This window comes from Stutzerimonas kunmingensis, assembly GCF_900114065.1.
In the GTDB taxonomy this organism is placed as follows: Bacteria; Pseudomonadota; Gammaproteobacteria; order Pseudomonadales; family Pseudomonadaceae; genus Stutzerimonas; species Stutzerimonas kunmingensis.
In genome coordinates this window covers 143,646-166,692 of sequence record NZ_FORS01000006.1, presented here as the reverse complement: position 1 = coordinate 166,692, position 23,047 = coordinate 143,646, and the positions used below count along the sequence as shown (strand labels likewise).

Sequence of the window (23,047 nt, the reverse complement as noted above, 5' to 3'; positions counted from 1 at the left end):
TTTCTGCAGGGTAGCCGCGGCTCAGTCCGTGGGCAATCCGCGCTGGCTCAGGTGTTCACGCAGGTGGCGGTGCAGCTCGTGCAGCCGGGGTAGCGCGAGCCCCAGCGAGTCGGCGCTGCGGCAGGCATGGCCGAGCAGGTAGGCGATCTCGGTGCGCCGGCCCAGTCGAACGTCCTGATACATCGATGAATAGTTGGCCGCGGTGGCGTCGATCACCCGCAGTACCTCGCCTTGCAGATCGCTGGCCGCGGCTGGCTGACCGCTGGCTTCGAGCAGTTCGACGAGTTCTTGGCAAAGCCCGGAGAGCTGCTCGCGATGCTGCAGCAGCTCGCCATTACGGCAATCGTGGAGCACCGTCAGCGGATTGATCGCGCAGTTCAGCGCCAGCTTGCGCCAGAGCCGCGCCAGCATGTCGCTGGACCAGGTTTGCGGGATGCCCGCTCTGTTCAGTTCGTCCAGCCAGGCCGGTGCACTGCCGCCGTTCGAGTCGCCCAGCCAGTTCTGCCCACGGCCGGCGAACACCACATGGAAATCGTCTTCTCGATAGGCTCCTTCGGTACTCGACACGAAGATGCAACGCGCCTGCGGCCAGCGTTCGGCGATCGCCTGCTGGCTGCCGAGGCCGTTCTGCAGCAGGAGTATTTCGCAGCCAGAGGAGAGGCGGGACGCCACCTGAGCGACCGCGCCTTCGGCGTCGTAGGCCTTGCATGCAACCAGCAGGCGCTGGATTGGCGTGCTCGCATCAGGCAGTTCTGCCGGGATGGCGTAGAGCCGAGATAGATCTTCGGCAGTCAGCGTGAGTCCTCCGGCGCGCTGGTAATCGGCGAGGCGCTGGGCAGAGCGCAGGATTATCCGTACTGTTGCGTCCGCTCCAGCCAGGCGGGCCGCCCAGAGGCTGCCGAGTGCGCCTGCGCCGAGGACGTGCCAGCTCACCCTCAGGCCGACTGCTTCAGGCGCAACGGCACGATGCGGCCGGTGCTGTAGGCGCTCGGCAGCAGGGCGGCCGCGCGCTCGATGATGGTTTCAGGCGCGATGGGCAGCGCATCGGTGTCGAGGCTGATCAGACTGATGCCCGCCTTGATGGATACGAAACCCTCGCTGGTCTTCAGCGCCCTGAGGTTCAGGCCTTCATGCAGGCGCTTGAAGCTGCTTGGCGAGCACCCCTTGAGATCGTTGACCAGGGCCAGCAGGCCGAACTGGCTTTCATTGATTCGGCAAACCACATCCAGCGGGCGGACGAGCTGCTGCAGACGCGCGCCGATGGCGCTGAGGATTTCCGCGTAGACCGCATCGCCATAGCGCTCGCGCAGCGCATCGGCGTCGGGCAGGCCGATCTGCAGGTAGTACAGCGCCGTGCCGCGGTTCTCCATCTGGCGCAGGCTGGCCGCCAGGCGCTGGTGCATGTAGCGGGCGTTGCCGAGATGGGTCTGCGGGTCCTGTAGGCTCTGCCCTTCGAGGCTCGCGACATTCTCTGCGAGCTGGTGATTCTCCTGCTTGAGCCGTTGCAGCGAGCCGCACAGACGGTCGGCGGCGAAGATGCGCGGCAACAGCTGCTCGTTCATCGCCGACTTGCTGATGAAGTCGTCAACGCCGTGGTCGAACGCCTGCCCCAGAGCGTTCTCGCTGTCACGGCCGGTGAGCAGGATGATGTAGCTGTAGTGCCCGCTCTGGGCGTCGCGCTGGCGAATCTGGCCGGTCAGCTCCAGGCCGTCCATTTCCGGCATCAGCCAGTCCGCCAGCAGGACATGCGCGGGGCGTTGCGAATGCTGCACCAGTGCGTCGGCGGCGCTGCTGGCGAAGCGGATGTCCTGGTAGCCAGCTTTGCTCAGCGCGCGACCGATCATGACGCTGGAGAATTTGGCGTCATCGACGACGAGAATGCTCAGGAGAGGGTTGGGCATGGCAAGCTCAATCAATTGAAGGGGGACGTCCTGTCACTCCTTGCCGTAGGGCGGGCGCTGACACGTCGAATCGTTATAATGACCGCGCTTTCTTAACCGTCAAGACATACGCGCTCGGCTCATGCGGCCGGTCGCGCTATACAGTGGAGGAATCCCCATGCCCTCGTTCGACGTGGTGTCCGAACTGGACAAGCACGAAGTCACCAACGCGGTCGATAACGCGATCAAGGAACTGGATCGTCGTTACGATCTGCGCGGCAAAGGCAGCTTCGAGCATAAGGATCTGACCGTGCAGCTGACGGCGGACGCCGAGTTCCAATTGGAGCAGATGCTCGAGATCCTCAAGTTGAGCCTGGTCAAACGCAAGATCGATATCCAGTGCCTGGAGATCAAGGACGCCTACGCTTCCGGCAAGAGCACCAAGCAGGAAGTGGTGCTGCGCGAGGGCATCGACAAGGAGCTGGCGAAGAAGATCGTCGCCTACATCAAGGATGCCAAGCTCAAGGTGCAGGCCGCCATCCAGGGTGAGCAGGTACGCGTCACCGGCAAGAAGCGCGACGACCTGCAGGAAGCCATCGCCCTGCTGCGTGGCCACGAATTTGGCATGCCGCTGCAGTTCAACAACTTCCGCGACTGATCCTCCCTCCGCGCCTCGGCGCGTGCATTCATCCCCCGCTTTTCGTCGGTGCTCGCGCTGCGGGCACCGATTTTCACAAGGAGTAATCCATGGACCTGAGCGTCGACTACCTGGTCGATCTTTCCGAATCCTGGCTGCCTGTGGTGCTGCAATACGGTGCCCAGGTGACCCTGGCGATATTGACCCTGCTGTTCGGCTGGTGGTTGATCAACACCCTGACCGGGAAGGTCGCCAGCCTGCTGCAGCGTCGTCATGTGGATCCGACCCTGCACGGTTTCATCGGCAGCCTCGCCAGCATCGTGCTCAAGGTGCTGCTGCTGGTCAGCGTGGCCTCAATGATCGGCGTGGAGACCACCTCGTTCATCGCCGTGATCGGTGCCGCCGGCCTGGCCATCGGTCTGGCGTTGCAGGGCAGCCTGGCGAACTTCGCTGGCGGCGTGCTGATTCTGCTGTTCCGTCCGATTCGGGTCGGCGAGTGGATCGAAGCCCAGGGCGTAGCGGGCACAGTGCATTCCATCCAGATCTTCCATACGGTGCTCAAGTCTGCCGACAACAAGACCATCGTGGTGCCCAACGGCAGTCTGTCCAATGGTCATATCACCAACTACTCCCGCGAACCGCGGCGTCGTGCCGATATCAACGTCGGCATCGATTACGGCGCAGACATCAAGCTGGCGCGGCAGATACTGCTGGAAATCGCGCAGGACGAGCGCGTGTTGCGCGACCCCGAGCCGGTGGTATTCGTCACTGGGCTGGGGGACAGTTCGGTCAATCTGTCGTTGCGGGTCTGGGTCGCGACCGGTGATTTCTGGCCGGTGACCTTCGGTTTCACCGAACTGGTGAAGGAGCGTTTCGACGAGGCGGGCATCGGCATTCCGTTTCCGCAGCGCGTGGTGCACCTGGTTCAGAGCTGAGGTCTTGCCTGAACGAAGCGAAGCCGGCACTTGCCGGCTTCGTCGTTTCTGCTTGTCGCCTCAGGAATGTTCGGAGGCTGTTTCGTGCGGCGTGTCGTCCGGCTGCTGGCGGGTTCTGCGCCACTGCCAGACGATCAGAATCAGCGTCGGCACGCCGAGCAACGCGGTGACCAGGAAGAAGTCGCTGTAGCCGAGGTGTTCCACCATGACCCCGGAGTAGCCACCCAGCAGACGGGGCAGTAACAGCATGAGCGAACTCAGCAGGGCGTATTGGGTGGCCGAGAACTTCAGGTTGGTCAGGCTGGACAGATAGGCGACGAAGGCGGTGGAGGCGAGGCCGCCGCTGAAGTTGTCGCAGGAGATGGTGACGATCAACATGTTCAGATTCGCGCCCATCTCGACTAGCAGCATGAACATCAGGTTGGTCGCTGCCGAGGCGACTCCGCCGATGAACAGGATCGGCAGGATGCTGAAACGCACGATAAGCAAGCCGCCGAAGGCCGCGCCGAGCAGCGTCATCACCAGACCGAACAGCTTGCTGACGCTGGCGATCTCGTCCTTGGAAAAACCCTGATCGATGTAGAACACGTTGGCCATCACGCCCATCACCGTATCCGACATTCGGTAGGTGGCGATCAGCCCCAACAGCAGCAGCGCCTGCCAGCGGTAGCGCAGGATGAAGTCGGTGATCGGCGTCAGCACCGGCCCCATCAGGATGCGCCCAGGTGCCGACAGGCAGCCCCAGCAGATCAGCAGGTACATGGTGCCGCGCGGCCAGTAACCGCCCCAGTAGGACTGGAACATGCCGGTGGTGGATACCATCAGGATGATCAGCACGATCACCGATACCGCCTGGTGGGCGAAGTCGAAGCGCGCCGGTCGCTGGCGTTGCTTGGCTTGGCTGAAGATATGCCGTACCGGCATGAACAGCGCCCGGCCCATCGGCGAAATGCTGCCGAGGATGAATAGTGCATACAGCGTCGCTCGCGGCCAGGCCTGGGCGATCAGTGCGTTGATCATCGCCGGTATCGAGATCAGCAGCACCAGCAGCAGGCCGACTGCAGCGAGCTGGTGATTGAAGCTGTAGCGCGAGGGCTCGTTGGGAAGCGGCGCAGCGGCGTCCGGCTCGCGGATCACCAGGCTGGTGATCAACCCCGGAAGGATCAACAGGGCGAAGGCCAGATAGGTCGTGGTCCAGGCTGCCTGGTTGTAGTCGAGGCTGCTCGAGCCCAGCCATTCGGCGAGGAAGAGCGCGCCGGCGCTGGCGAGCAGCATGGCGATGCGATAGCCGGTCATGTAACTGGCTGCCAGGGTCGCCTGCAACTTGTCCTCGGCGATCTCCAGGCGATACGCATCGATGGCGATGTCCTGGGTAGCCGACGAAAACGCCACGACCACCGCCAGCGCGATGAGCATCGTGAGGTTGTATTGCGGGTTGCACAGGGCCATGCCAACCAGGCCGATGGCGATCAGCGCCTGCGACAGCACCAGCCAGGAGCGTCTGCGCCCGAGCGCGCCGATCCAGGGCAGTCGCCACTGGTCGAGCATCGGCGACCAGACCCATTTGAATGCATACGCCAGGCTGATCCAGCTGGCAAAGCCGATGGTTTCCCGCGAGACGCCCGCTTCGCGCAGCCAGACCGACAGCGTGGAGAACACCAGAACGGCGGGAAGACCCGCAGCGAAACCCAGCAACAGCAGGGCCAGCGTAGCGGGGCTGGCGTAGGCGGCTAGCGCATCGCGCCAGGTTTCACGGGACATACATCGAGGATCTGTGCAGTTTTGGACGAAGCGCGCACTCTAACCGCTGTGCTCCGTCGAATGCCAGCCGTGCCGACGCATGTCCACCCGGTCGTTGATGATGGTCAGCCCTTCGGCCCGCAGGCGCATGCGCTGCTCGTGCCCGGCAGGGGAACCGGCCGGCAGGCTGAGCCGTCCGCCGGCGGCGATCACCCGGTGCCAGGGCAGGCTGGTGCCGTCGGGCAGCTGAGACATCAACCGGCCAACCCAGCGGGCCGCGCGACCGAGTCCGGCCATGGCGGCCAGTTCGCCGTAGCTCACCACCTTACAAGGCGGTATCTGCGACATCACCAGATAGACGGCGGCACGCCGTGCATCGGCGTCGGCAGCGGGTGGCAGCAGTGGTGGAAGGTCGGCCATGACAGGTGCTCCGGTGCAGGCAGGCGTACTGCGCGCCGAACTAGCGCTCCATTCGGCGGTCTTTGCTAGCTGTAGTTAAACGCATAGGGATAATGCCAGCCTTTCAACCGCCTTCGACCAGATTTTCAGCACATATATGTTCTCCAGAACCCTGCTTTGCGTGACCCTTTCCGCCATTGCCCTGCCTTCGTTCGCCGACACCGTGTGGTTGAAGAATGGTGATCGTCTGACCGGCAAGATCAGTGTGCTCGACGGCGGCAAGCTGCTCATCGAAACCGAATACGGCGGCTCGATTCCGCTGAAGTGGAGCAAGATCGCCACGCTGGAAAGCGACCAGAAGCTGCTGATCAAGCAGAACGACGTGACCGGCGAGGTCGCGCAGTCGCTGCAGGCAGCCGACGAGGGCAAGGTTGTCATCGCCAATGGTGCCGCGCCGCGCACGGTGGAATTGGCGAGCATCACGCAGATCATCCATCCCAAGCCGTTGATCCAGGATTTCACCTGGAGTGGCAACGTGGACGTGGCGATGGATTACAAGCGTGCCGAAACCGACACCGATGACTACAACGTTTCCTTCGACACCAAGGCGCGCCATGGGCTCTGGCGCCACAACGGCACCGGTAACTACAACCGTGAGTATCGTGACGGTGTGACGGTCACCGACAACTGGGATGCCGAATATGCGCTGGACCGCTTCCTCGACGAACACTGGTTCTGGCAAGGGCGTCTGAGCTTCAAGCGCGACCAGATCGAAGATGTCCGTCGTCAGCGCACCATCGGTACCGGTCCGGGTTATCAGTTCTGGGACAACGAGCTTGGCGCGTTCTCGTTGGCGGCGCTGATCAACCGTAGCGACTACGAGTTCGCCGACGGCGACAAGGAGGACTTCTACCTGGCGGCGATGAAGTGGGACTACAACCGCTACCTGGTGGGCAAGACCTTCGAACTGTTCAGTACTGGCGAGCTCGGCAAGCCGCTGGAAAATGTCGCCGACTATGCCCTGGATGCCGAGGTTGGCCTGCGTTACAAGGTCACCGACTGGGCGTCGCTGAACATGAAGGCAGAGAAGGACATCATCAGCGGTGCCGACAACGACCTCGACGAGACCCGCTACAGCATCGGGTTCGGTGTGGGCTGGTAAGCGAATTCCGTCCGTTGCGCATATAAAAGAAAGGCAGCCAGATGGCTGCCTTTTCTTTTTGGCGCTGACGACACGCTCAGAGGCGCAGGCCGCCGTCGAGTTCGAGAATGCGTCCGGTGTAATAGTCATTCTCGAAGATGTAGGCCACCGAGTGGGCGATCTCGGCCGGCTTGCCCATGCGCCTGAGCGGGATGCCGGAGGTCATCTTTTCCAGCGCTTCGGGTTTCATGCTGGCAACCATCTCCGTCTCGATGAAGCCCGGCGCCACGCCCGCAACGCGGATGCCGTAACGCGCCAGCTCCTTGGCCCAGACCACGGTGGCCGAGGCCACGCCGGCCTTGGCGGCGGAGTAGTTGGTCTGACCCATGTTGCCGGCGCGGGAGATCGAGGAGATGTTGATGATCGCGCCCTCGCTCTTCAGTTCGACCATCTTCGCCGCGACTTCGCGGGTGCAGAGGAACACCCCGGTCAGGTTGACGTCGATCACCGCCTGCCACTGCGCCAGGCTCATCTTGCTGATCTCGCCGTCCTTGACCTTGAGCAGCAGACCGTCGCGCAGGATGCCGGCATTGTTCACCAGGCCATGCAGGTCGCCGAAGTCCTCGGCCACGCGCGCAACCATATCGCTGACCTGCTCTTCATTGGCGACGTTGCACAGGTAGGCGCGGGCGTCACCGCCAGCGGCCTTGCAGGCCGCGACTGCCTCATCCAGACGCTCCTGATTCAGGTCCACCAGTGCCAGCCGCGCACCCTTGCTCGCCAGGTACTCGCCCATGGCGCGGCCGAGGCCCTGGCCGCCGCCGGTGACGATGATGACTTTGTCTTGAAGCTGCATGCCTATCTCCATGTGGTCGTTCTGCTGGGGGAACGACGCCCGCCGGGGAAACCGTTATGCTGAGCGCCCGTCGATCCGGACCCGTCTCGAGGAGCCTCAGGTGAGCGCCGAAGCCAGCAAGCATGCCCGACAACTCCTGCTCAAGGAATACCGTGGCGTGCTCTCCACCCATTCCCAGGCCATGCCCGGCTTTCCGTTCGGCTCGGTAGTGCCTTACTGCCTGGACGCCAATGGCTGGCCGCTGATCCTGATCAGCCGCATCGCCCAGCACACGCGCAATCTGAAAGCCGATGGGCGGTGCTCGCTGCTGGTCGGCGAACGCGCCGCCGAGGATGTGCAGGCGGCCAGTCGACTCACGCTGCTTGCCGAAGCCCGTCAGCTCGCCGAGCCCGCGGCAATCGAGTCGGGGGCACAGCGCTACTACCGCTACTTTCCCGAGTCGCGCGACTACCATCGTGTGCATGACTTCGATTTCTGGGTGCTGGAGCCGGTGCGCTGGCGCTACATCGGCGGCTTCGGCGCCATTCACTGGCTGGACCACCTCGCGCTGGCCAATCCCTTCGCGGTCGAGAGCGGCGAGGTGGAGCAGAGCATGGTCGAGCACATGAACGATGACCACGCCGCTGCCATCGCCCGCTATGTCGAACAGGCGGGGCTGCCGCAGAGCGCGCCAGCGCAAATGGTCGGGATCGATAGCGAGGGCTTCCATCTGCGTATCGGCCAGGCACTGCATTGGCTGGCGTTTCCGGAGCCATGCGAAACGCCAATGGCCGTGCGCCAGGCGCTGGTTGCCATGGCGCGAGGCTGAGGGATTCAGTTTCGCTTCAGCCGTGTCGCGCATAATCCGGTTACAGGCCGATTGTCACCCGGGTTGAATTAGACCCCTCCTGCCGCCATCTACAGAGGACTGGAAGCTGATCTTCCGTCAAGGACCATCGATGCGAATCTTCTTTGTACTGTTTCTGTTGTTTCCGCTGGCCGAGCTGTATGTGCTGATCAAGGTCGGCGGCTCCATTGGCGCGCTGGCGACCATCCTGCTGCTGGTGCTCAGTGGCATCGCCGGCATTCTGCTGCTGCGCCTGGCGGGTTTCGCCACCGCCTGGCGCGCCCGCGAACGTCTGGCGCGCGGTGAACTGCCCGAGCGCGAGATGCTGCAGGGGCTGATGATGGCCATTGGCGGTGGCTTGCTGTTCCTGCCCGGTTTCATCAGTGATGTGCTGGCGCTGGTTGTGCTTTTCCCACCGACACGCAACTTCCTGTTCCGCCAGATCAATCGGCGGATCGAGGCGCAGGTGCGCCGCCAGCGTGCTTTTGCCGACGATCTGCAGGCGCGCTCCAACCCGCAGCGGCCGAACGTGATCGAAGGCGAGTGGGAGCGCAATGACCGCGACCGCTAAGCTGCTCAGCCGACAATCCGGCATGCCATCAGGCATGCCGGTTTCGTTTGTGGCCATGAAAATTTCATCTGCGCCCCTTGAAATGCACTTGAACGCCCGCATGTAGCGGACACCGCAAGGTCGCTGTCGTGTTCGACAGTCCGTCTTCTGCGGCTCGCATTGCGGGCCGCAACCGGCACCGCCGGATTTGCCCAACCCGCCGATGAAGATCATCGGCATGGAACAACTCTACTAGGAGAGATCGACAATGAAGCTTCGTCCTCTGCATGACCGCGTCGTGATTCGTCGCAGCGAAGAAGAAACCAAGACCGCAGGCGGCATCGTCCTGCCGGGCTCCGCTGCCGAGAAGCCGAACCGTGGCGAAGTCGTTGCTGTGGGTACCGGCCGCGTGCTGGACAACGGCGAAGTACGCGCCCTGGCCGTGAAGGTCGGCGACAAGGTGGTGTTCGGCCCTTATTCGGGTAGCAACACCGTCAAGGTTGACGGCGAAGACCTGCTGGTGATGAGCGAGAACGAAATTCTCGCTGTCGTCGAAGCCTGATCGCCCCGCGAATCTCCGTAAATAATTCACGAATTGAGGATCAATCAACATGGCTGCTAAAGAAGTCAAATTCGGCGACTCCGCACGCAAGAAGATGCTGGTCGGTGTGAACGTCCTGGCTGATGCCGTTAAAGCGACCCTCGGCCCGAAAGGCCGCAACGTCGTGCTGGAGAAGAGCTTCGGTGCTCCGACCATCACCAAGGACGGCGTTTCCGTCGCCAAGGAAATCGAGCTGAAGGACCGCTTCGAGAACATGGGCGCCCAGCTGGTCAAGGACGTTGCGTCCAAGGCCAACGACGAGGCCGGTGACGGCACCACCACCGCTACCGTTCTGGCCCAGGCTATCGTCAATGAAGGCTTGAAGGCTGTCGCTGCCGGCATGAACCCGATGGACCTGAAGCGCGGCATCGACAAGGCCACCATCGCCATCGTCGCCGAGCTGAAGAACCTGGCCAAGCCGTGCACCGACTCCAAGGCCATCGCTCAGGTTGGCACCATCTCCGCCAACTCCGACTCCTCCATCGGTGACATCATCGCCGAAGCCATGGAGCGTGTAGGCAAGGAAGGCGTCATCACCGTCGAGGAAGGTTCGGGTCTGGAGAACGAGCTGTCCGTCGTAGAAGGCATGCAGTTCGATCGCGGCTACCTGTCGCCGTACTTCATCAACAAGCCGGACACCATGGTCGCCGAGCTGGACAGCCCGCTGCTGCTGCTGGTCGACAAGAAGATCTCCAACATCCGCGAACTGCTGCCGGTGCTGGAAGCTGTTGCCAAGGCCGGTCGCCCGCTGCTGATCGTTGCCGAAGACGTCGAAGGCGAAGCCCTGGCGACTCTGGTGGTCAACAACATGCGCGGCATCGTCAAGGTTGCTGCAGTCAAGGCCCCGGGCTTTGGCGATCGCCGCAAGGCCATGCTGCAGGACATCGCCATCCTGACTGGTGGTACCGTGATTTCCGAAGAAGTCGGCCTGAGCCTGGAAACCGCTACCCTGGAGCACCTGGGTAACGCCAAGCGCGTCGTGCTGAACAAGGAAAACACCACCATCATCGACGGTGCTGGTCAGCAGGCCGATATCGAAGCCCGCGTTGCGCAGATCCGCAAGCAGGTTGAAGACACCACCTCCGACTACGACAAAGAGAAGCTGCAAGAGCGTCTGGCCAAGCTGGCCGGCGGTGTTGCCGTGATCAAGGTCGGTGCCGGTACCGAAGTCGAGATGAAAGAGAAGAAGGCCCGCGTTGAAGACGCCCTGCACGCGACCCGTGCTGCCGTCGAAGAAGGCGTGGTTCCTGGCGGTGGCGTTGCCCTGGTGCGCGCTCTGCAGGCCATCTCCGAGCTGAAGGGCGAGAACGAAGACCAGAACGTTGGTATCGCACTGCTGCGTCGCGCTGTCGAAGCACCGCTGCGCCAGATCGTCTCCAACGCCGGCGGCGAGCCAAGCGTAGTGGTCGACAAGGTCAAGCAGGGTGAAGGCAACTACGGCTTCAACGCCGCTTCCGACACCTACGGCGACATGATCGAGATGGGTATTCTCGACCCGGCCAAGGTGACCCGTTCGGCTCTGCAAGCTGCAGCGTCCATCGGCAGCCTGATGATCACCACCGAAGCGATGATCGCCGAAGTGGCTGAAGACAAGGCCGCCGGCGGCATGCCGGACATGGGTGGCATGGGCGGTATGGGTGGCATGGGCGGCATGATGTAAGCCGACCGGCCCTTAGCTACAAAAAGAACCCCGCCTCGTGCGGGGTTTTTTTATGCCTGCTGAACAGTGGCGTCACAGGCCGTACATACCGTTCGTCCAAAATTGCACAGGAATTAAACAACTGAACTACGGTCAGTTAACTACTCGCTTAATCAAGGGCTTACGCCATGAAGCTGGAAATAGCTCGAGGATTGTTCCTGGTTGGCGCTCTGGGAGTGACCTCGCTGTGCGTGGCGGCTTGGAATGAGCCCGGAGCGACGCTGGTGCAGAGCAGCGAAAGCCGCAGCTATTGCCCGGTGCCGCCTGGTGGGCGCCCGCAGCTCGAGGCGATGCGTCCTGATCAGGATCTGCTGTTGCTGCTGTATGGCTTGTCCCAGGGCATGCGCTGAGCTGGAGGCTATCCTCGCAGCCCATGCCGCACTCAGCCGGCGCTCGGTACGGCCATCGCGGACGGGGCATGATCGGGCTTGGCCAACAGGTCATAGACCGCCGGTAGCACGAACAGGGTGAACAGCGTACCCACCGACATGCCGGTGGCAATCACCAGGCCGATGTCGAACCGGCTGACCGCGCCGGCCCCACTGGCGATGATCAGCGGCACCATGCCGAACACCGTCGCCGCTGTGGTCATCAGCACCGGCCGCAGGCGAATCGCCGCCGCTTCTTCCACCGCTTCGCGTCGACTCAGGCCCTGTTCGCGGCGCAGCTGATTGGCGAACTCGACGATCATGATGCCGTGCTTGCTGATCAAGCCGATCAGCGTCACCAGGCCCACCTGGGTATAGATGTTCATGCTCGACAGGCCAAGGAACAGCGGCACCAGCGCGCCGCAGACCGACAGCGGCACGGTGACCAGGATCACCAGAGGATCGCGGAAGCTCTCGAACTGCGCGGCCAGGACCAGGAAGATCACCGCCAATGCCAGCGCGAAGGTCAGGTACAGCGCGTTGCCTTCCTGGACGTACTGGCGCGAGGCGCCGGCGTAATCGAAGCTGAAACCTTCGGGCGCTTCTTCGCGGGCGATGGTCTGCAGCGTTTCGATCGCCTCGCCCATGCTGACGATCGGAAAGCCCTGGATCATCGCGGCGTTGAGTTGCTGGAACTGCTTGAGCTGAGTCGGTCGAGCGCGATCGTGCACCTGGATCAGCGTCGACAGCGGCAGCATCTGGCCTTGCCCATTGCGCACGTAGTAGTTGCTCAGCCAGTCCGGGTTGTCGCGGTAGGCGCGCTCGACCTGGGCGATGACCTTGTAGCTGCGGCCTTCGATGGTGAACCGGTTGATCTCGCCTTCGCCGAGCAGGGTGCTCAGGGTCAGGCCGAGGTCTTCCATGGATACGCCCATCTGCGCGGCCTTCTCGCGGTCGATCTCGACCACGATCTCCGGTTTGTCGAAGGCCAGGTCCACGTCGAGGAAGGCGAACTTGCCGGACTCCTCGGCGCGCTTGCGGATGCGCTCGGTCACCTGCAGCAGCGTCTCGTAGTCGTTGGCGGTGTTGATCACGAACTGGAAGGGCAGGCCTTCGCCGGTGCCCGGCAGAGACGGCAGGTTGAAACCGAAGATCTGCAGGCCCGGCAGGCGATCGAGCTTGGCCTGCACCTCGGGAAGGATCTCCATCTGCGAGCGCTCGCGCTCGTCCCAGGGCTTGAGCAGGAAGCCGCCGATGCCGCTCTGCACGCCGTCGAAACCGTTGATCTGGAACCAGGAGTAGTACTCCGGAAAGCTCTTGAAGATCTCCAGGAACTGGTCGGTGTAGGCGTTCAGGTAGTCCAGGTTGGCGGTCTTCGGTGCGCTGGCCATCATGAAGACGATGCCCTGGTCCTCCTCCGGTGCCAGTTCGCTCTCGGTGAACATCAGCAGCACCGGAATCAGCGCCAGCACGAGCACGGCGAACACCAGTACCACCGGGCGGGTATTGAGGGTGCCACGCAGCGCGTGCTGGTAACGCTGCTTGAGGCGTTCGAACAGTTCGTCCAGGCGATGGGCGAAGCCGCTGGGGTTCTCCTCATGGCGCAGCAGCTTCGAACACATCATCGGTGACAGCGTCAGCGCCACCACGCCGGAGATCAGCACGGCCCCGGCCAGGGTCAGGGCGAACTCCTGGAACAGCGCGCCGGTCAGCCCCTGCAGGAAGCCGATGGGGGCATAGACCGCCGCCAGGGTGATGGTCATGGTCACCACCGGCATGGCGATTTCCCGTGCGCCGTCGATGGCCGCCTGGAACGGTGACTTGCCCTGTTCTATATGCCGGTGGATGTTCTCCACCACGACGATGGCATCGTCCACCACCAGGCCGATCGCCAACACCATGGCCAGCAGCGTCAGCAGGTTGATCGAGTAACCCATCGCCTGCATGAAGAACAGCACGCCGATCATCGACAGCGGAATGGTCACCACCGGAATCAGCACGGTGCGCAGCGAGCCGAGGAAGAGAAACACCACGACGATGACGATCACTGCGGCTTCGGCCAGGGTCTTCACCACCTCGTCGATGGAGGCCTGGATGAACTCGGTGGCGTCGTAGGCGATGGTCGCCTTCAGGCCCGGCGGCAACTGTGCCTCGATCTGCGGCATGATCGCGCGCATTTCCTTGATCACGTCCAGCGGGTTGGCGCTGGGTGTGCCCTTGATGCCGATATAGACCGAGGGGATACCGTCGAACGAGCTGATCGAGTTGTAGCTTTCGGCGCCCATCTCCACCCGCGCCACATCACCCAGCAGAACGCGACTGTCGCCCTGCGTGCGCAGCGGGATGGCGGCGAACGCTTCCGGCGTCTTCAGCTCGGTGTCGGCGTTGATGCTGGTGACCACGTACTGGCCCTTCACTTCGCCGGCCGCCGAGAGGAAGTTGTACTTGCGTACCGCCTCGTTCACGTCGCTGGCGGAAACCCCATAGGCCGCGAGCTTCACCGGGTCCAGCCAGAGGCGCATGGCGAACACCTGGTTGCCGAGGATTTCCGCTTCGGCCATGCCCGGCAGCGTCGCCAGCTTGGGCTGGATGACCCGCGACAGGTAGTCGGTGATCTGCGGGTTGCTCAGCTGGTCGCTGTAGAAGCTGATGTACATCAGCGCGGTGGAGTCGGCTGCCTGCTTGTTCAGCACTGGGTCCTCGGCATCCTGCGGCAGCTGGTTCTTCACCGAGTTGGCCTGGCTCAGCAGCTCGGTGTAGAGGCGATCGGTGTCGGCGCCAATACGCGCATAGACCGAGATCACCGAGGCGTTCTGCTGGCTGACCGAGGTCATGTAGTCGACGCCTTCGGCGCTGGCCAGACTCTGCTGCAACGGCTGGGTGATGTAGCCCTGGATGGTCTCGGCGTTGGCGCCGGGGTAGGCGGTGGTCACCGTGATCAGCGCACTTTCCATCTGCGGGTACTGACGGATGGTCAGGCTGTTGAAGGCCTGGATGCCGAGCAGCACGATCAGCAGGCTAATGACGCTCGCCAGCACGGGGCGGCGGATGAAGGGGTCGGTGAACGCCATGGGAAGTCCCTGGAACCTTGTCTGAGTCTGCTGTGCGTCGGGCCTGCCGCGTGAGGAACAGGCTTTTTCTATTCGGTCGCCGGCTGCTGAGAGCCTTCCAGCTTGAGCGTGCGGCTTTCGGCGATGGCGACATGGGTGTCGCTGTCCAGCTTGAGCTGGCCGGCGGTGATCACCTGTTCGCCGCCCTCCAGGCCGTCGAGGACGACCGTCAGTCCGTCGCGCCGCTCGCCGGTGGTGACGAAGCGGCGCTCGACCACCAGGTAGGGCTCGTCGCTGCTGACGCCTTCCGGCGGCGTGCCCTCGGTCACCAGCAGCACCGAGTTGCCATACAGGGTGTAGGTGATGGCGGTTTCCGGGACCACCACCTGGGCGGTCTCGGTCGGCAGCAGCACCTGCAGGTCGGCAAACATGCCGGGCAGCAGACGTCCGTCCGGATTGCCCAGTTCGGCGCGCACCTGAACGTTGCGGGTAGTGGTTTCCACCTTCGGGTTCAGCGCGCTGATCACGCCTTCGAAGCGTTCGCCGGGATAAGCGGCGACCTTTAGCTGCACTCGCTGGCCGAGCTTCAGCAGCGGCACATGCTGCTCGGCCAGGAAGAAGTCGACGTACAGCGTGGACAGGTCCTGAAGCGTGGCGATCGGCGTGCCGGCGGCGATGTAGTCGCCGACATCCACCTGACGGATGCCGATGGTGCCGGAGAAGGGCGCCAGGATGCGCTTCTTCGACAGACTGGCGCGCAGCTGCGCGACGCTGGCCGCGGCCTTCTGCGATTCGGCATTGAGCCGGTCGTACTCGCTGCGCGAAATGGCCTGGCGATCCAGCAGGCTACGCGCGCGCTGGAACTCCAGGCGCGACAGGTTGAGGTCGGCTTCGGCGCTGGCCAGGCTGGCCTGCTCCATCTCGCTGTCGAGCAGCACGATGGCCTGGCCCTTGCTGACCTTCTCGCCGGACTGGAACTGCACGTCGGTGATCGTTCCGGCGATCTCGACGCTCAGATCGATGCCCTGGGATGCCTTAAGCGTGCCGATGGCCGGTAGGCGGCTTTGCCAGTCCATGCGCCGGGCAATCTCGGTCTCGACATCGATCGCCGGCTTCGGTGCCTGGAATTGCTGAATCTGTTGATAGATCGAGTTGAACTTGAGTGCGGCGAGGAACGCAACGACGACGACCACCGCGCCCAGCATGAACAGCATGCGGCGCAAAATTTTCCGATTTCCTTGGAGATGTGAGCCGGCTGTCTACTGCAGTGATCGAGGCAGCCGTTCGAACGGTCCGGTCGCCAGCTTCGGCGGCCTGCTGGCACCTGACTCAGCAGGACCGGAGAGCGAGGAACTTAGCCCCGAAACGAGGCCAAGTAAAGGGGGAGGGGGGCGGAAAGCAGCGCAGGTGCGGGGCGGGCGACAGACTGTCGGCCCGCCCGCAGATCATCAGCCGGCGAGGCGCTGGGTGACTTCGGTAAGTTGCGCCGACAGCCCATGCAGGTTCTGGCTGGCGGTTTCGGTGCGCTCGACGTTCTGCTGGTTGATGGTGGCGATCGAGGTGATCTCGGTGATGTTGCGCGAAATGTCTTCGGCCACCGCAGTCTGCTCTTCTGCGGCCGTGGCGATCTGGCGGTTCATGTCGCGGATCGCCTCGACCGCTTCGGTGATGCGCTGCAGCATCTGACCGGCCTCGGTCACCTGGCCGAGGCCCTGTTCGCTGCGCGCCTGACCGCTCTCGATGGCGCGTACGGCATTGCTCGCGCCGGTCTGCACGGTGTCGATGATCTGGTGAATCTCGGCGGTGGACTCGGCGGTGCGCTGAGCCAGGGTGCGCACCTCGTCGGCTACCACGGCAAAGCCGCGGCCGGCGTCACCCGCTCGAGCTGCCTCGATGGCGGCATTGAGCGCGAGCAGGTTGGTCTGATCGGCGATCCCGCGGATCACCTCCAAGACCTTGCCGATGCGCCCGCTATCACCCTCCAGGCGGCGGATGACGTCTGCCGTGCTGGCGATCTCGTTGCTCATGTCGGTGATGGTGGCGATGGTGCCGCGCATCACCGCTTCGCCCTGCTGGGCGGAATGGTCGGCGGCGTCGGCGGCCTGCGCGGCTTCGGCGGCATGCCGCGAGACTTCCTGGGCGGTCGCGGACATCTCGTGCATCGCCGTGGCGACCTGATCGGTACGCGAGAACTGCTCGCGGGCGCCGTTGGCCATCAGCCTGGCGATGGCGTTCAGCTCGCCGCTGGCACTGTCCAGATTCGAGGTGCTCTGCTGCAGGCGGGTGAAGGTATCGGCGAGGAAGTCGCGCAGCACGTTGGCGGCGGCGGCGAGGCGGCCCAGTTCGTCGCTGCGGCTGGCATCCACGCGGTCGGCGAACTTGCCCTGGCTGAGGCGCGCGATGTGCTCGATCAGGTTGCGTATCGGTTCGATGATCCGGCGATTGACCAGCCACAGGCTGAACAGCGCCACCACCACACTGGCGAGGATCATGATGATCGGGCCGAAGGATGCGGTGCTCTGTGCGTCGGCACGGATGGTCTCCGAGCGCTGCGCGGCGGCGTCGCCCAGCTGTTTGACCAGCTCGCTCAGCTGAGCGCTGGTGGCCCGGTCGATACCGGCTACCGCGGCGTCCCCGGCGAGCGGGTCGCTGTCGGCAGCGATGAAGGCATCCAGGCCCTTGCGATATGCAACGCCGAGTGTGCGGTGCTCGCTGCGCAGACTTTCGATCTGCTTAGCCACTTCAGGCTCGTCGGCGGTCAGTACCAGCAGGTCGCCCAGAATCTTCTGCACCTTGGCTTCCTGGGCCTCGAACTGGCTCCAGTAGCGGTTGCGTGAGTCGGTCTGTTTGCCACGCAGCAATACGTTCTTCCATTCCTGGACCTGAACCTTGAACTCGAGGTTGGCCTCGTCGATCAGTTGCACTTCGGCCAACGGGCCGTCGAGCAGCGTCTGGAAGTGGTCGATGTTGTTGCTGAGCAGGCGAATGCAGGCGAGGGCGATGAGCAGCGTCAGCAGCAGGCTGCCGCCGATCAGCGCGAGGATCTGCGCGCGCAGGGATTTCTGGAGCATGGGCAAAGTCTCGGCATTTGAGAAAACGTAAATCAGCATCCCTGCCGTTGCCCAGCATCATCGGCCGGGGGACGTTTTTCTTGAGCTAGACGATGCGCAGATGGTTGTCCCAGAGCCCCGCGGGCAGGTCCAGCGGTGTGCTGGCGATACGTTCGCCACGGCAGTCGAACAGGCGGCAGCGGCCCTGCCCGGAGCTGACCACGAAGCCCTCGGTGACTGCCGCGACGCCCGCGCAATCGGGCACATGGGCGGCCTGCCGCAGCTCGGTACTGTCCAGGTCCCAGATGAACACCTTGTTGCCGCGCGGCGCGGTGACGGCCAACAACCGCAGCTCGTCGTGGATGGCGAGGCTGGCGGTGTACTGGTTCATGATCTGCCGCTGTGCCTCGCCCAGCGGAAAGTGCTGGAAGGCCTGCCCGGGCCGCTTGATCGCCAGCAACGGGATACGGTCCATGGCATCGCCCTCGTACTGCTGGCCGCTGACCACGGTGCCGTCGGCGGCCACGGCGAGGTGACGCACACTGTTCATCTGCTCCGGCAGCTGTTCCTTGCTGACTAGCGTGCCGTCGCGGCGCAGCAGCACCAGGCTCGGCTCCATCGCATCGAGATTCATCATCTCGCGGCTGTCGGCTTCGGTGCGGATCCCACCATTGGCGATGACCAGGGTTTCGTTGTCCGGCATCCACAACAGCTGGTGCGGGCCGATGCCATGGGTCGCGTGCTCGCCGACGCGCGCCAGCTGTCGGCCTTCCAGTCGATAGACGCCTAGCACGCCACGGCCGGCATCGGCGGTGTCGTTTTCGGTGGTGTAGAACCACTCGCCGTCCTTGTGAAACACCCCGTGCCCGTAAAAGTGGCGGTCGGCCGGCGAGGCCATGACCTGCAGCAGACGCCCGTCACGCGCATCGACCAGGTAGCTCTCGCGGCTCGGGCGACGGCCGACGAACACCGCCAACGGCAGGTACGGGTGCGGGTAGACGTCATGGCAGCGCTCGGCGACCGGTGTGGCAAATACCTGGCTGCCATCGAGGCGGTAGCCGACGGCGTAGTGTTGCCCGTCGGCGCCATCACGTGCGGAGAGCAAAACCTGTTGCCCGTCGTGACGCGTCAGTGACCAGCCAGCGATGCCGCTGGCGGCAAGCATGGCGCCGGTCAGGCCAAGCAGGGTGCGGCGCTTCATGATCAGTCCCCGTCGTGCGCATTGAAGCCGATCTGTACGCCGAGGGCGCGCGCCAGCTCGAGCTGGTGCAGGCGATGCAGTTGGTCGATCCGCTGGTACAGCGAATCGAGCTGCGCCCGACTTTCCTCGTTGGCGAGCATTTTGCCGAACGGCTCGGGCATGGCTTTCAGTTGCTGCAGCAGGTCGGCGTAACCGGCGTCGATGCGCTTGGCCAGATCAGCCTGCTCAGCGCCGAGCAGCGCGCGCAGACCGTCCTGGTCGGCACCCAGCCAGAGGCTTTCGGCGCCTTTGACGGTGGCAGCGATATTGCTCAGGGTCGTGTCGCTGCGCCAGCCGTCGGCCTGGTACGGCTGCGGATGGCCTTTGGTCTGGCGGCCGAGCGGCGCGCCGAGCTTCTTCTTCAGGCCGTCGAGGGCCGTGACCTGAACCCGCAGCAGTTCGGCGATGGCTTCGCTCGGTTCGGCATAACGCTCGTTGGGAAAGCTGCGCAGCTGATCGGCCATGCCGTCCTTGTCCTGCCATTGCTGCAGGACGCTGGCTGCAAGCTGCTGCTGGTGCTCGCCGATGGCTGTCAGCAAGGGGCAGTAGCGCGTCCTGGTAGTGGGGTCGGCGAGGTCGATGCTGCTGTCGAAAAGGACGTACTCGTAGGCGCTCAGGCCCTGCACCACGACGCTGGCGTTATCCAGATCGGCCTGGGTCAGCTCGGGCTTGGTCTTGAGCAGTGCCGTGACCTGGCGTGCAACGAGGTTCTTCTTGTCCGGCCAGAACTGGACCTGCCAGGCCAGATTGCCTTCGCCCATTGGGCCGATCAGCAGCGGCTGCAGGCCGGCCCAGGCGGTTTGCGCATGCACAAAGGCTGCATGCGCTTCGTCCAGGGTCTGGTTGTCGGCACAGAAGGCGATCGCGCTGGCCGCCAGGCGGCGGTCGGCTTCCGACCACTGTTTATAGGCTGGCAGCAATACACCATCAGCCAGGGTTTTGCTGGTCTCGGCCTGCGGGTCGGCGGGCGTGCAGGCGCTCAGCAACAAGGCGGTGAGCAGAGCGCCGCTGGCGATGCGCAGGGTGTTCGAACGGATCATGGTGTCCTCATCGGCAAGGCCGGTTGCAGCGCTTTCGCGCCGGGAAAGCATGGTGAATAGCATGGGCATTCAGAGCGACTCGAGGAAGCTCAGCAGCGCGGTACGTTCGTTCTGGTCGTAGCCGAGCACGATCTGGCGCGCCTTCTCGGCCTCGCCGCCGTGCCAGAGTATGGCTTCGAGCAAATTGCGAGCGCGGCCGTCGTGCAGGAACTGGGTATGCCCGCTGACCGCCTGGGTCAGGCCAATGCCCCACAGCGGTGGCGTGCGCCATTCCCGGCCGCTGGCCTCGAATTCGGGGCGGTTATCCGCAAGACCTTCGCCCATGTCATGCAGCAGCAGGTCGGTGTAGGGGCGAATCAGCTGATTGGCCAACTCCGGTTCCGCGGCGTCGGCAGCGGTGGTGAACTGTGGCACGTGGCAGCTCTGGCAGCCGGCGCGGTGAAATAGCGTCTTGCCGGCGAGTACCTGTGGGTCGTCGACGTTCCGTCGCGCAGGTACGCCGAGATTGCGGGTGTAGAACAGCACCTGGGCGAGGATGTCGTCGCTGACTTCCGGCTCGCCACCGTCCGGCATCGCGCGACACTCGGTCTGCCGGTCGGTGCAGCTGCTGCCACTGAGCAGACTGGTGGACAGGCCCATATCGTTGAAGAAGGCGTCGGCGTTCTGCTGGTTGAGGCCCGGCTGTCCGGCCTTCCAGCCGAAGCGGCCGATCACGGTCTGCCGGCTGGTCTGGTCGAAGACCCGGTTGGGGCGGCCGGAGATGCCGTCGCCGTTGCGGTCATCGGGGTCGGCATTGGCCAGCAGCGCTTCTTCGGGAATGGCTTCGAGCAGGCCCAGGCCGATCATCGGTGGCGCGATGCGCAGGGACATCCGGGTTTCCGGATGCATGTCACCATAGGCCAGGTCGTTCAGTTCGATTTCCGGCCTACGCAGCTCGACCTCGGTGCCATCGGCGAAGCGCACCTGCTCGGTCGAATGGCGCAGCCGTACCTTGCCTTCCGGGGCGACGCCGGGAATCGCCATGTCCTGGAGCTGGCCGCCGTAGCTTGGCTCCGGTGCGATGCCACGTTCTCGGACGACTTCGGCATGCTCGGGACCGGCCGGAATGGACAGCCGTACCAGCATCGACACGGCGCTGGTCGCATCGGGTGCCGGCGGATGGCCGCGGCCGTCCTTGATATGGCAGTTCTGGCAGGCGTTGGTATTCAGCAGCGGGCCAAGACCATCGCGAGCGGTGGTGGATGCCGGGGCGATGACCCAGGGATTTCGGAAGAAGCTGTTGCCGACGCTGAAGTCGAGTCGACGCATCGGTGCCAGATTGGCCGAAGGCATGGAGTAGGCGTTCTGGTCGAACTTCATCACCGTGGTGCTGCCGCCGGAGAGCGCCTCACCAGGTTCGGGCTGGGAGAAAGTCGGTGTTTCAGCGTTATCGCAGGCGACCAGGGCCAGAGCCAGCAGCGGGAAGAGGCGGCGAAACAGCGGGCGCATCGAAAGTACCTGCGGGGCGGTGAATTAAGCCGCGCAATCTTAGCAGGCTAATCGTAATGGAATAAGAGGGATTTGCATTTGCGCGAGAGGAGCGCGCGCTCTGGGACCAGGCAGGGGTACAGCGAAAAGCCCGACACGGGCGCAACAGCTGCGCCCGTGTCGGCGCCGATCAGAACTCGTGATCGGCGGTGTCAGGGTTGAGGTCGCTGATGCCGAGGGCACCGGCGGCCTGCTCAATCGCGGCGGTCTGCTTGACTAGTGCGCCGATGGCATCGCGTACTTTCTGCTGGCCTTCGGTGTTGTCCGAGGCGATCAGCTGATCGAACGCTTCGCCGTTCTCAGCACTTTCCACCAGAACCTGCAGCATGGCTTCGGTAGTTTCCAGGTCGGTCTTCAGCGTGCTGTCCACCTCCGGGCTGACGCCCTGAACCAGCGAGGCCAGGCTCGGGCCGGTCAGTGTGGTGCCGTCGACGCGCTTGTACTCGCCGAGATAGACGTTACGAACGCCACGGGCATTGAAGAAGTGCGAGTTGTGGGTGTTGTCGCTGAAGCAGTCGTGCTCGTCTTCGGTGGAGTTGGCTTCCAGAGCGACTTTCATGCGCTCGCCAGCCAGTTCGCCGAGGGACAGGCTTCCCATGCCGAAGAACATCTTGCGCAGGCCGTTTTCCGCGGTATCGGCTTCGAGGCTGGCGCGGTAGTTCTCGGCATTCGGCTGCCACTGCTCGACCATTTCCTGCAGGTCGCTGACCAGTAGTTCGGTCGCGACTTTCAGATAGGTGCGGCGGCGGTCGCAATTGTCGCCGGTGCAGCTTTCGCCTTCCACGTAGTCGGTGTAGGGCCGCTCGCCGGCACCTGGGCCTGTGCCATTGAGGTCCTGGCCCCAGAGCAGGAACTCGATCGCGTGGTAGCCAGTGGCGACGTTCGCTTCGGAGCCGGCCAGTTCGTTGAGGCTGGCCAGCAGCTCGGCGTTGATTTCGCTGGTGTTGACCTTGTCTTCGCCAATCTGCAGTTCGCTGTTGGCGATGATATTGGCTGTGGCGCCCGGGTTGCCGAGGGCGTGCTGGTAGTCGCCCTCGATGTAATCGATCAGGCCCTCATCGAGCGGCCAGGCATTGAGCTGACCTTCCCAGTCATCCACCACGGCGTTGCCGAAGCGGAATACCTCGGTCTGCATGTAGGGAACGCGGGCCGCCAGCCAGGCCTGACGCGCGGCCTGCAGGGTCTCTTCGCTGGGGTTGGCGAGGAGGGCGTCGACAGCTTCCTGCAGTTTCACGCCGGTGGCGTGGGCATCGCTGAATACCGCCAGCGCCAGATCGGCGTAGTGGCTGACGACTGCCTTGGCCGCTTTCTCATCGGGCGCCTGCGCCTTTTCGGCTGGCACGCTTTCGGTAGTGCTTTGCGGGGCAGCAGTCTGGTTCGCGGGGGTCTTGTCCTCACCGCAACCGGCGAGTGAGATGGCCACAGCGAGGAGGCTGGCGGTTGCCCAGATGGGGGTGCGTAGCATGTGCGGGTTCCTTTGCGTGCGATTGAACGAAGCCGAGGGCTGC

20 protein-coding genes are annotated in these 23,047 nt (G+C 63.8%); 8 read left to right on the top strand and 12 right to left on the bottom strand.

All coding sequences use genetic code 11. The features are described 5' to 3' along the window. Positions 1 to 21 precede the first annotated feature (21 nt). Both BM275_RS15775 and BM275_RS15770 read right to left on the bottom strand, forming a co-directional pair. Positions 22 to 933 carry a putative 2-dehydropantoate 2-reductase gene (locus tag BM275_RS15775; RefSeq protein WP_090522252.1) on the bottom strand — a complete coding sequence of 304 codons (912 nt, stop codon included), beginning with the start codon at positions 931 to 933 and terminating at the stop codon, positions 22 to 24. 2 nt (positions 934 to 935) lie between these two features. Continuing rightward, positions 936 to 1,901: a response regulator gene (locus tag BM275_RS15770; RefSeq protein ID WP_003299848.1), complete on the bottom strand. Its 966-nt coding sequence runs from the start codon at positions 1,899 to 1,901 to the stop codon at positions 936 to 938. Between the two features lie 157 nt (positions 1,902 to 2,058). On the opposite strand from BM275_RS15770, the gene BM275_RS15765 reads away from it, so the two are divergent. Continuing rightward, a complete protein-coding gene (locus tag BM275_RS15765; protein ID WP_003299849.1) occupies positions 2,059 to 2,538 on the top strand; it encodes a YajQ family cyclic di-GMP-binding protein in 480 nt (159 codons plus the stop codon). A gap of 89 nt (positions 2,539 to 2,627) precedes the next feature. Then, a complete protein-coding gene (locus tag BM275_RS15760) occupies positions 2,628 to 3,452 on the top strand; it encodes a mechanosensitive ion channel family protein (RefSeq protein ID WP_041013118.1) in 825 nt (274 codons plus the stop codon). 60 nt (positions 3,453 to 3,512) lie between these two features. Here the strand turns inward: BM275_RS15760 and BM275_RS15755 are convergent, their stop codons facing one another. Then, on the bottom strand, positions 3,513 to 5,213 hold the full coding sequence (locus tag BM275_RS15755; protein ID WP_090522251.1) for an AmpG family muropeptide MFS transporter: 1,701 nt from the start codon (positions 5,211 to 5,213) through the stop codon (positions 3,513 to 3,515). A 39-nt stretch (positions 5,214 to 5,252) separates the two neighbouring features. Continuing rightward, positions 5,253 to 5,612, bottom strand: coding sequence for an MGMT family protein (locus BM275_RS15750; RefSeq protein ID WP_090522250.1), 360 nt, complete (start codon positions 5,610 to 5,612; stop codon positions 5,253 to 5,255). Between the two features lie 136 nt (positions 5,613 to 5,748). On the opposite strand from BM275_RS15750, the gene BM275_RS15745 reads away from it, so the two are divergent. Further along, positions 5,749 to 6,753 carry a DUF481 domain-containing protein gene (locus tag BM275_RS15745; protein WP_090522249.1) on the top strand — a complete coding sequence of 335 codons (1,005 nt, stop codon included), beginning with the start codon at positions 5,749 to 5,751 and terminating at the stop codon, positions 6,751 to 6,753. Between the two features lie 76 nt (positions 6,754 to 6,829). On the opposite strand, the gene BM275_RS15740 is transcribed toward BM275_RS15745, so the two are convergent. After that, positions 6,830 to 7,588 carry an SDR family oxidoreductase gene (locus tag BM275_RS15740; protein WP_090522248.1) on the bottom strand — a complete coding sequence of 253 codons (759 nt, stop codon included), beginning with the start codon at positions 7,586 to 7,588 and terminating at the stop codon, positions 6,830 to 6,832. 100 nt (positions 7,589 to 7,688) lie between these two features. Between BM275_RS15740 and BM275_RS15735 the strand changes: the two genes are divergently transcribed. The 5 genes from BM275_RS15735 (at position 7,689) to BM275_RS15715 (ending at position 11,614) form a co-directional block, all read left to right on the top strand. Then, positions 7,689 to 8,396: a HugZ family pyridoxamine 5'-phosphate oxidase gene (locus BM275_RS15735; RefSeq protein WP_090522247.1), complete on the top strand. Its 708-nt coding sequence runs from the start codon at positions 7,689 to 7,691 to the stop codon at positions 8,394 to 8,396. Positions 8,397 to 8,526: 130 nt separating this feature from the next. Then, positions 8,527 to 8,985, top strand: a complete 459-nt coding sequence (locus tag BM275_RS15730) for an FxsA family protein (protein ID WP_014819374.1) — start codon at positions 8,527 to 8,529, stop codon at positions 8,983 to 8,985. A gap of 247 nt (positions 8,986 to 9,232) precedes the next feature. Next, positions 9,233 to 9,526, top strand: coding sequence for a co-chaperone GroES (locus BM275_RS15725; protein ID WP_003294630.1), 294 nt, complete (start codon positions 9,233 to 9,235; stop codon positions 9,524 to 9,526). Positions 9,527 to 9,575: 49 nt separating this feature from the next. After that, entirely contained in the window at positions 9,576 to 11,225 is a 1,650-nt protein-coding gene (gene groL, locus BM275_RS15720; RefSeq protein ID WP_003299861.1) for a chaperonin GroEL, read from the top strand. Between the two features lie 167 nt (positions 11,226 to 11,392). Continuing rightward, positions 11,393 to 11,614, top strand: coding sequence for a hypothetical protein (locus BM275_RS15715; RefSeq protein ID WP_090522246.1), 222 nt, complete (start codon positions 11,393 to 11,395; stop codon positions 11,612 to 11,614). 32 nt (positions 11,615 to 11,646) lie between these two features. Here the strand turns inward: BM275_RS15715 and BM275_RS15710 are convergent, their stop codons facing one another. The 7 genes from BM275_RS15710 to BM275_RS15680 all read right to left on the bottom strand — a co-directional run bounded on the left by BM275_RS15710 (position 11,647) and on the right by BM275_RS15680 (position 23,004). Further along, a complete protein-coding gene (locus tag BM275_RS15710; RefSeq protein ID WP_090522245.1) occupies positions 11,647 to 14,703 on the bottom strand; it encodes a multidrug efflux RND transporter permease subunit in 3,057 nt (1,018 codons plus the stop codon). A 68-nt stretch (positions 14,704 to 14,771) separates the two neighbouring features. Then, on the bottom strand, positions 14,772 to 15,908 hold the full coding sequence (locus BM275_RS15705) for an efflux RND transporter periplasmic adaptor subunit (protein WP_090522244.1): 1,137 nt from the start codon (positions 15,906 to 15,908) through the stop codon (positions 14,772 to 14,774). A 222-nt stretch (positions 15,909 to 16,130) separates the two neighbouring features. After that, positions 16,131 to 17,753: a methyl-accepting chemotaxis protein gene (locus BM275_RS15700; protein ID WP_090522243.1), complete on the bottom strand. Its 1,623-nt coding sequence runs from the start codon at positions 17,751 to 17,753 to the stop codon at positions 16,131 to 16,133. Positions 17,754 to 17,838: 85 nt separating this feature from the next. Beyond that, the gene (locus tag BM275_RS15695) at positions 17,839 to 18,933 is read right to left on the bottom strand and encodes a DUF1513 domain-containing protein (protein ID WP_090522241.1); all 1,095 of its coding nucleotides are present in this window, start codon (positions 18,931 to 18,933) and stop codon (positions 17,839 to 17,841) included. 2 nt (positions 18,934 to 18,935) lie between these two features. Beyond that, positions 18,936 to 20,012 carry an imelysin family protein gene (locus BM275_RS15690; RefSeq protein WP_090522309.1) on the bottom strand — a complete coding sequence of 359 codons (1,077 nt, stop codon included), beginning with the start codon at positions 20,010 to 20,012 and terminating at the stop codon, positions 18,936 to 18,938. 69 nt (positions 20,013 to 20,081) lie between these two features. Continuing rightward, on the bottom strand, positions 20,082 to 21,500 hold the full coding sequence (locus BM275_RS15685; RefSeq protein WP_090522239.1) for a di-heme oxidoreductase family protein: 1,419 nt from the start codon (positions 21,498 to 21,500) through the stop codon (positions 20,082 to 20,084). Between the two features lie 169 nt (positions 21,501 to 21,669). Next, positions 21,670 to 23,004 carry an imelysin family protein gene (locus tag BM275_RS15680; RefSeq protein WP_090522237.1) on the bottom strand — a complete coding sequence of 445 codons (1,335 nt, stop codon included), beginning with the start codon at positions 23,002 to 23,004 and terminating at the stop codon, positions 21,670 to 21,672. Between the last annotated feature and the right edge of the window lie 43 nt (positions 23,005 to 23,047).

Bases quoted from the DNA above. Each gene is read 5' to 3' on its own strand.
- BM275_RS15770 (WP_003299848.1), bottom strand. From the start codon at position 1,901: ATGCCCAACCCTCTCCTGAGCATTCTCGTCGTCGATGACGCCAAATTC.
- BM275_RS15765 (WP_003299849.1), top strand. From the start codon at position 2,059: ATGCCCTCGTTCGACGTGGTGTCCGAACTGGACAAGCACGAAGTCACC.
- BM275_RS15760 (WP_041013118.1), top strand. From the start codon at position 2,628: ATGGACCTGAGCGTCGACTACCTGGTCGATCTTTCCGAATCCTGGCTG.
- BM275_RS15755 (WP_090522251.1), bottom strand. From the start codon at position 5,213: ATGTCCCGTGAAACCTGGCGCGATGCGCTAGCCGCCTACGCCAGCCCC.
- BM275_RS15750 (WP_090522250.1), bottom strand. From the start codon at position 5,612: ATGGCCGACCTTCCACCACTGCTGCCACCCGCTGCCGACGCCGATGCA.
- BM275_RS15745 (WP_090522249.1), top strand. From the start codon at position 5,749: ATGTTCTCCAGAACCCTGCTTTGCGTGACCCTTTCCGCCATTGCCCTG.
- BM275_RS15740 (WP_090522248.1), bottom strand. From the start codon at position 7,588: ATGCAGCTTCAAGACAAAGTCATCATCGTCACCGGCGGCGGCCAGGGC.
- BM275_RS15730 (WP_014819374.1), top strand. From the start codon at position 8,527: ATGCGAATCTTCTTTGTACTGTTTCTGTTGTTTCCGCTGGCCGAGCTG.
- BM275_RS15725 (WP_003294630.1), top strand. From the start codon at position 9,233: ATGAAGCTTCGTCCTCTGCATGACCGCGTCGTGATTCGTCGCAGCGAA.
- groL (WP_003299861.1), top strand. From the start codon at position 9,576: ATGGCTGCTAAAGAAGTCAAATTCGGCGACTCCGCACGCAAGAAGATG.
- BM275_RS15715 (WP_090522246.1), top strand. From the start codon at position 11,393: ATGAAGCTGGAAATAGCTCGAGGATTGTTCCTGGTTGGCGCTCTGGGA.
- BM275_RS15710 (WP_090522245.1), bottom strand. From the start codon at position 14,703: ATGGCGTTCACCGACCCCTTCATCCGCCGCCCCGTGCTGGCGAGCGTC.
- BM275_RS15700 (WP_090522243.1), bottom strand. From the start codon at position 17,753: ATGCTCCAGAAATCCCTGCGCGCGCAGATCCTCGCGCTGATCGGCGGC.
- BM275_RS15695 (WP_090522241.1), bottom strand. From the start codon at position 18,933: ATGAAGCGCCGCACCCTGCTTGGCCTGACCGGCGCCATGCTTGCCGCC.
- BM275_RS15690 (WP_090522309.1), bottom strand. From the start codon at position 20,012: ATGATCCGTTCGAACACCCTGCGCATCGCCAGCGGCGCTCTGCTCACC.
- BM275_RS15685 (WP_090522239.1), bottom strand. From the start codon at position 21,500: ATGCGCCCGCTGTTTCGCCGCCTCTTCCCGCTGCTGGCTCTGGCCCTG.
- BM275_RS15680 (WP_090522237.1), bottom strand. From the start codon at position 23,004: ATGCTACGCACCCCCATCTGGGCAACCGCCAGCCTCCTCGCTGTGGCC.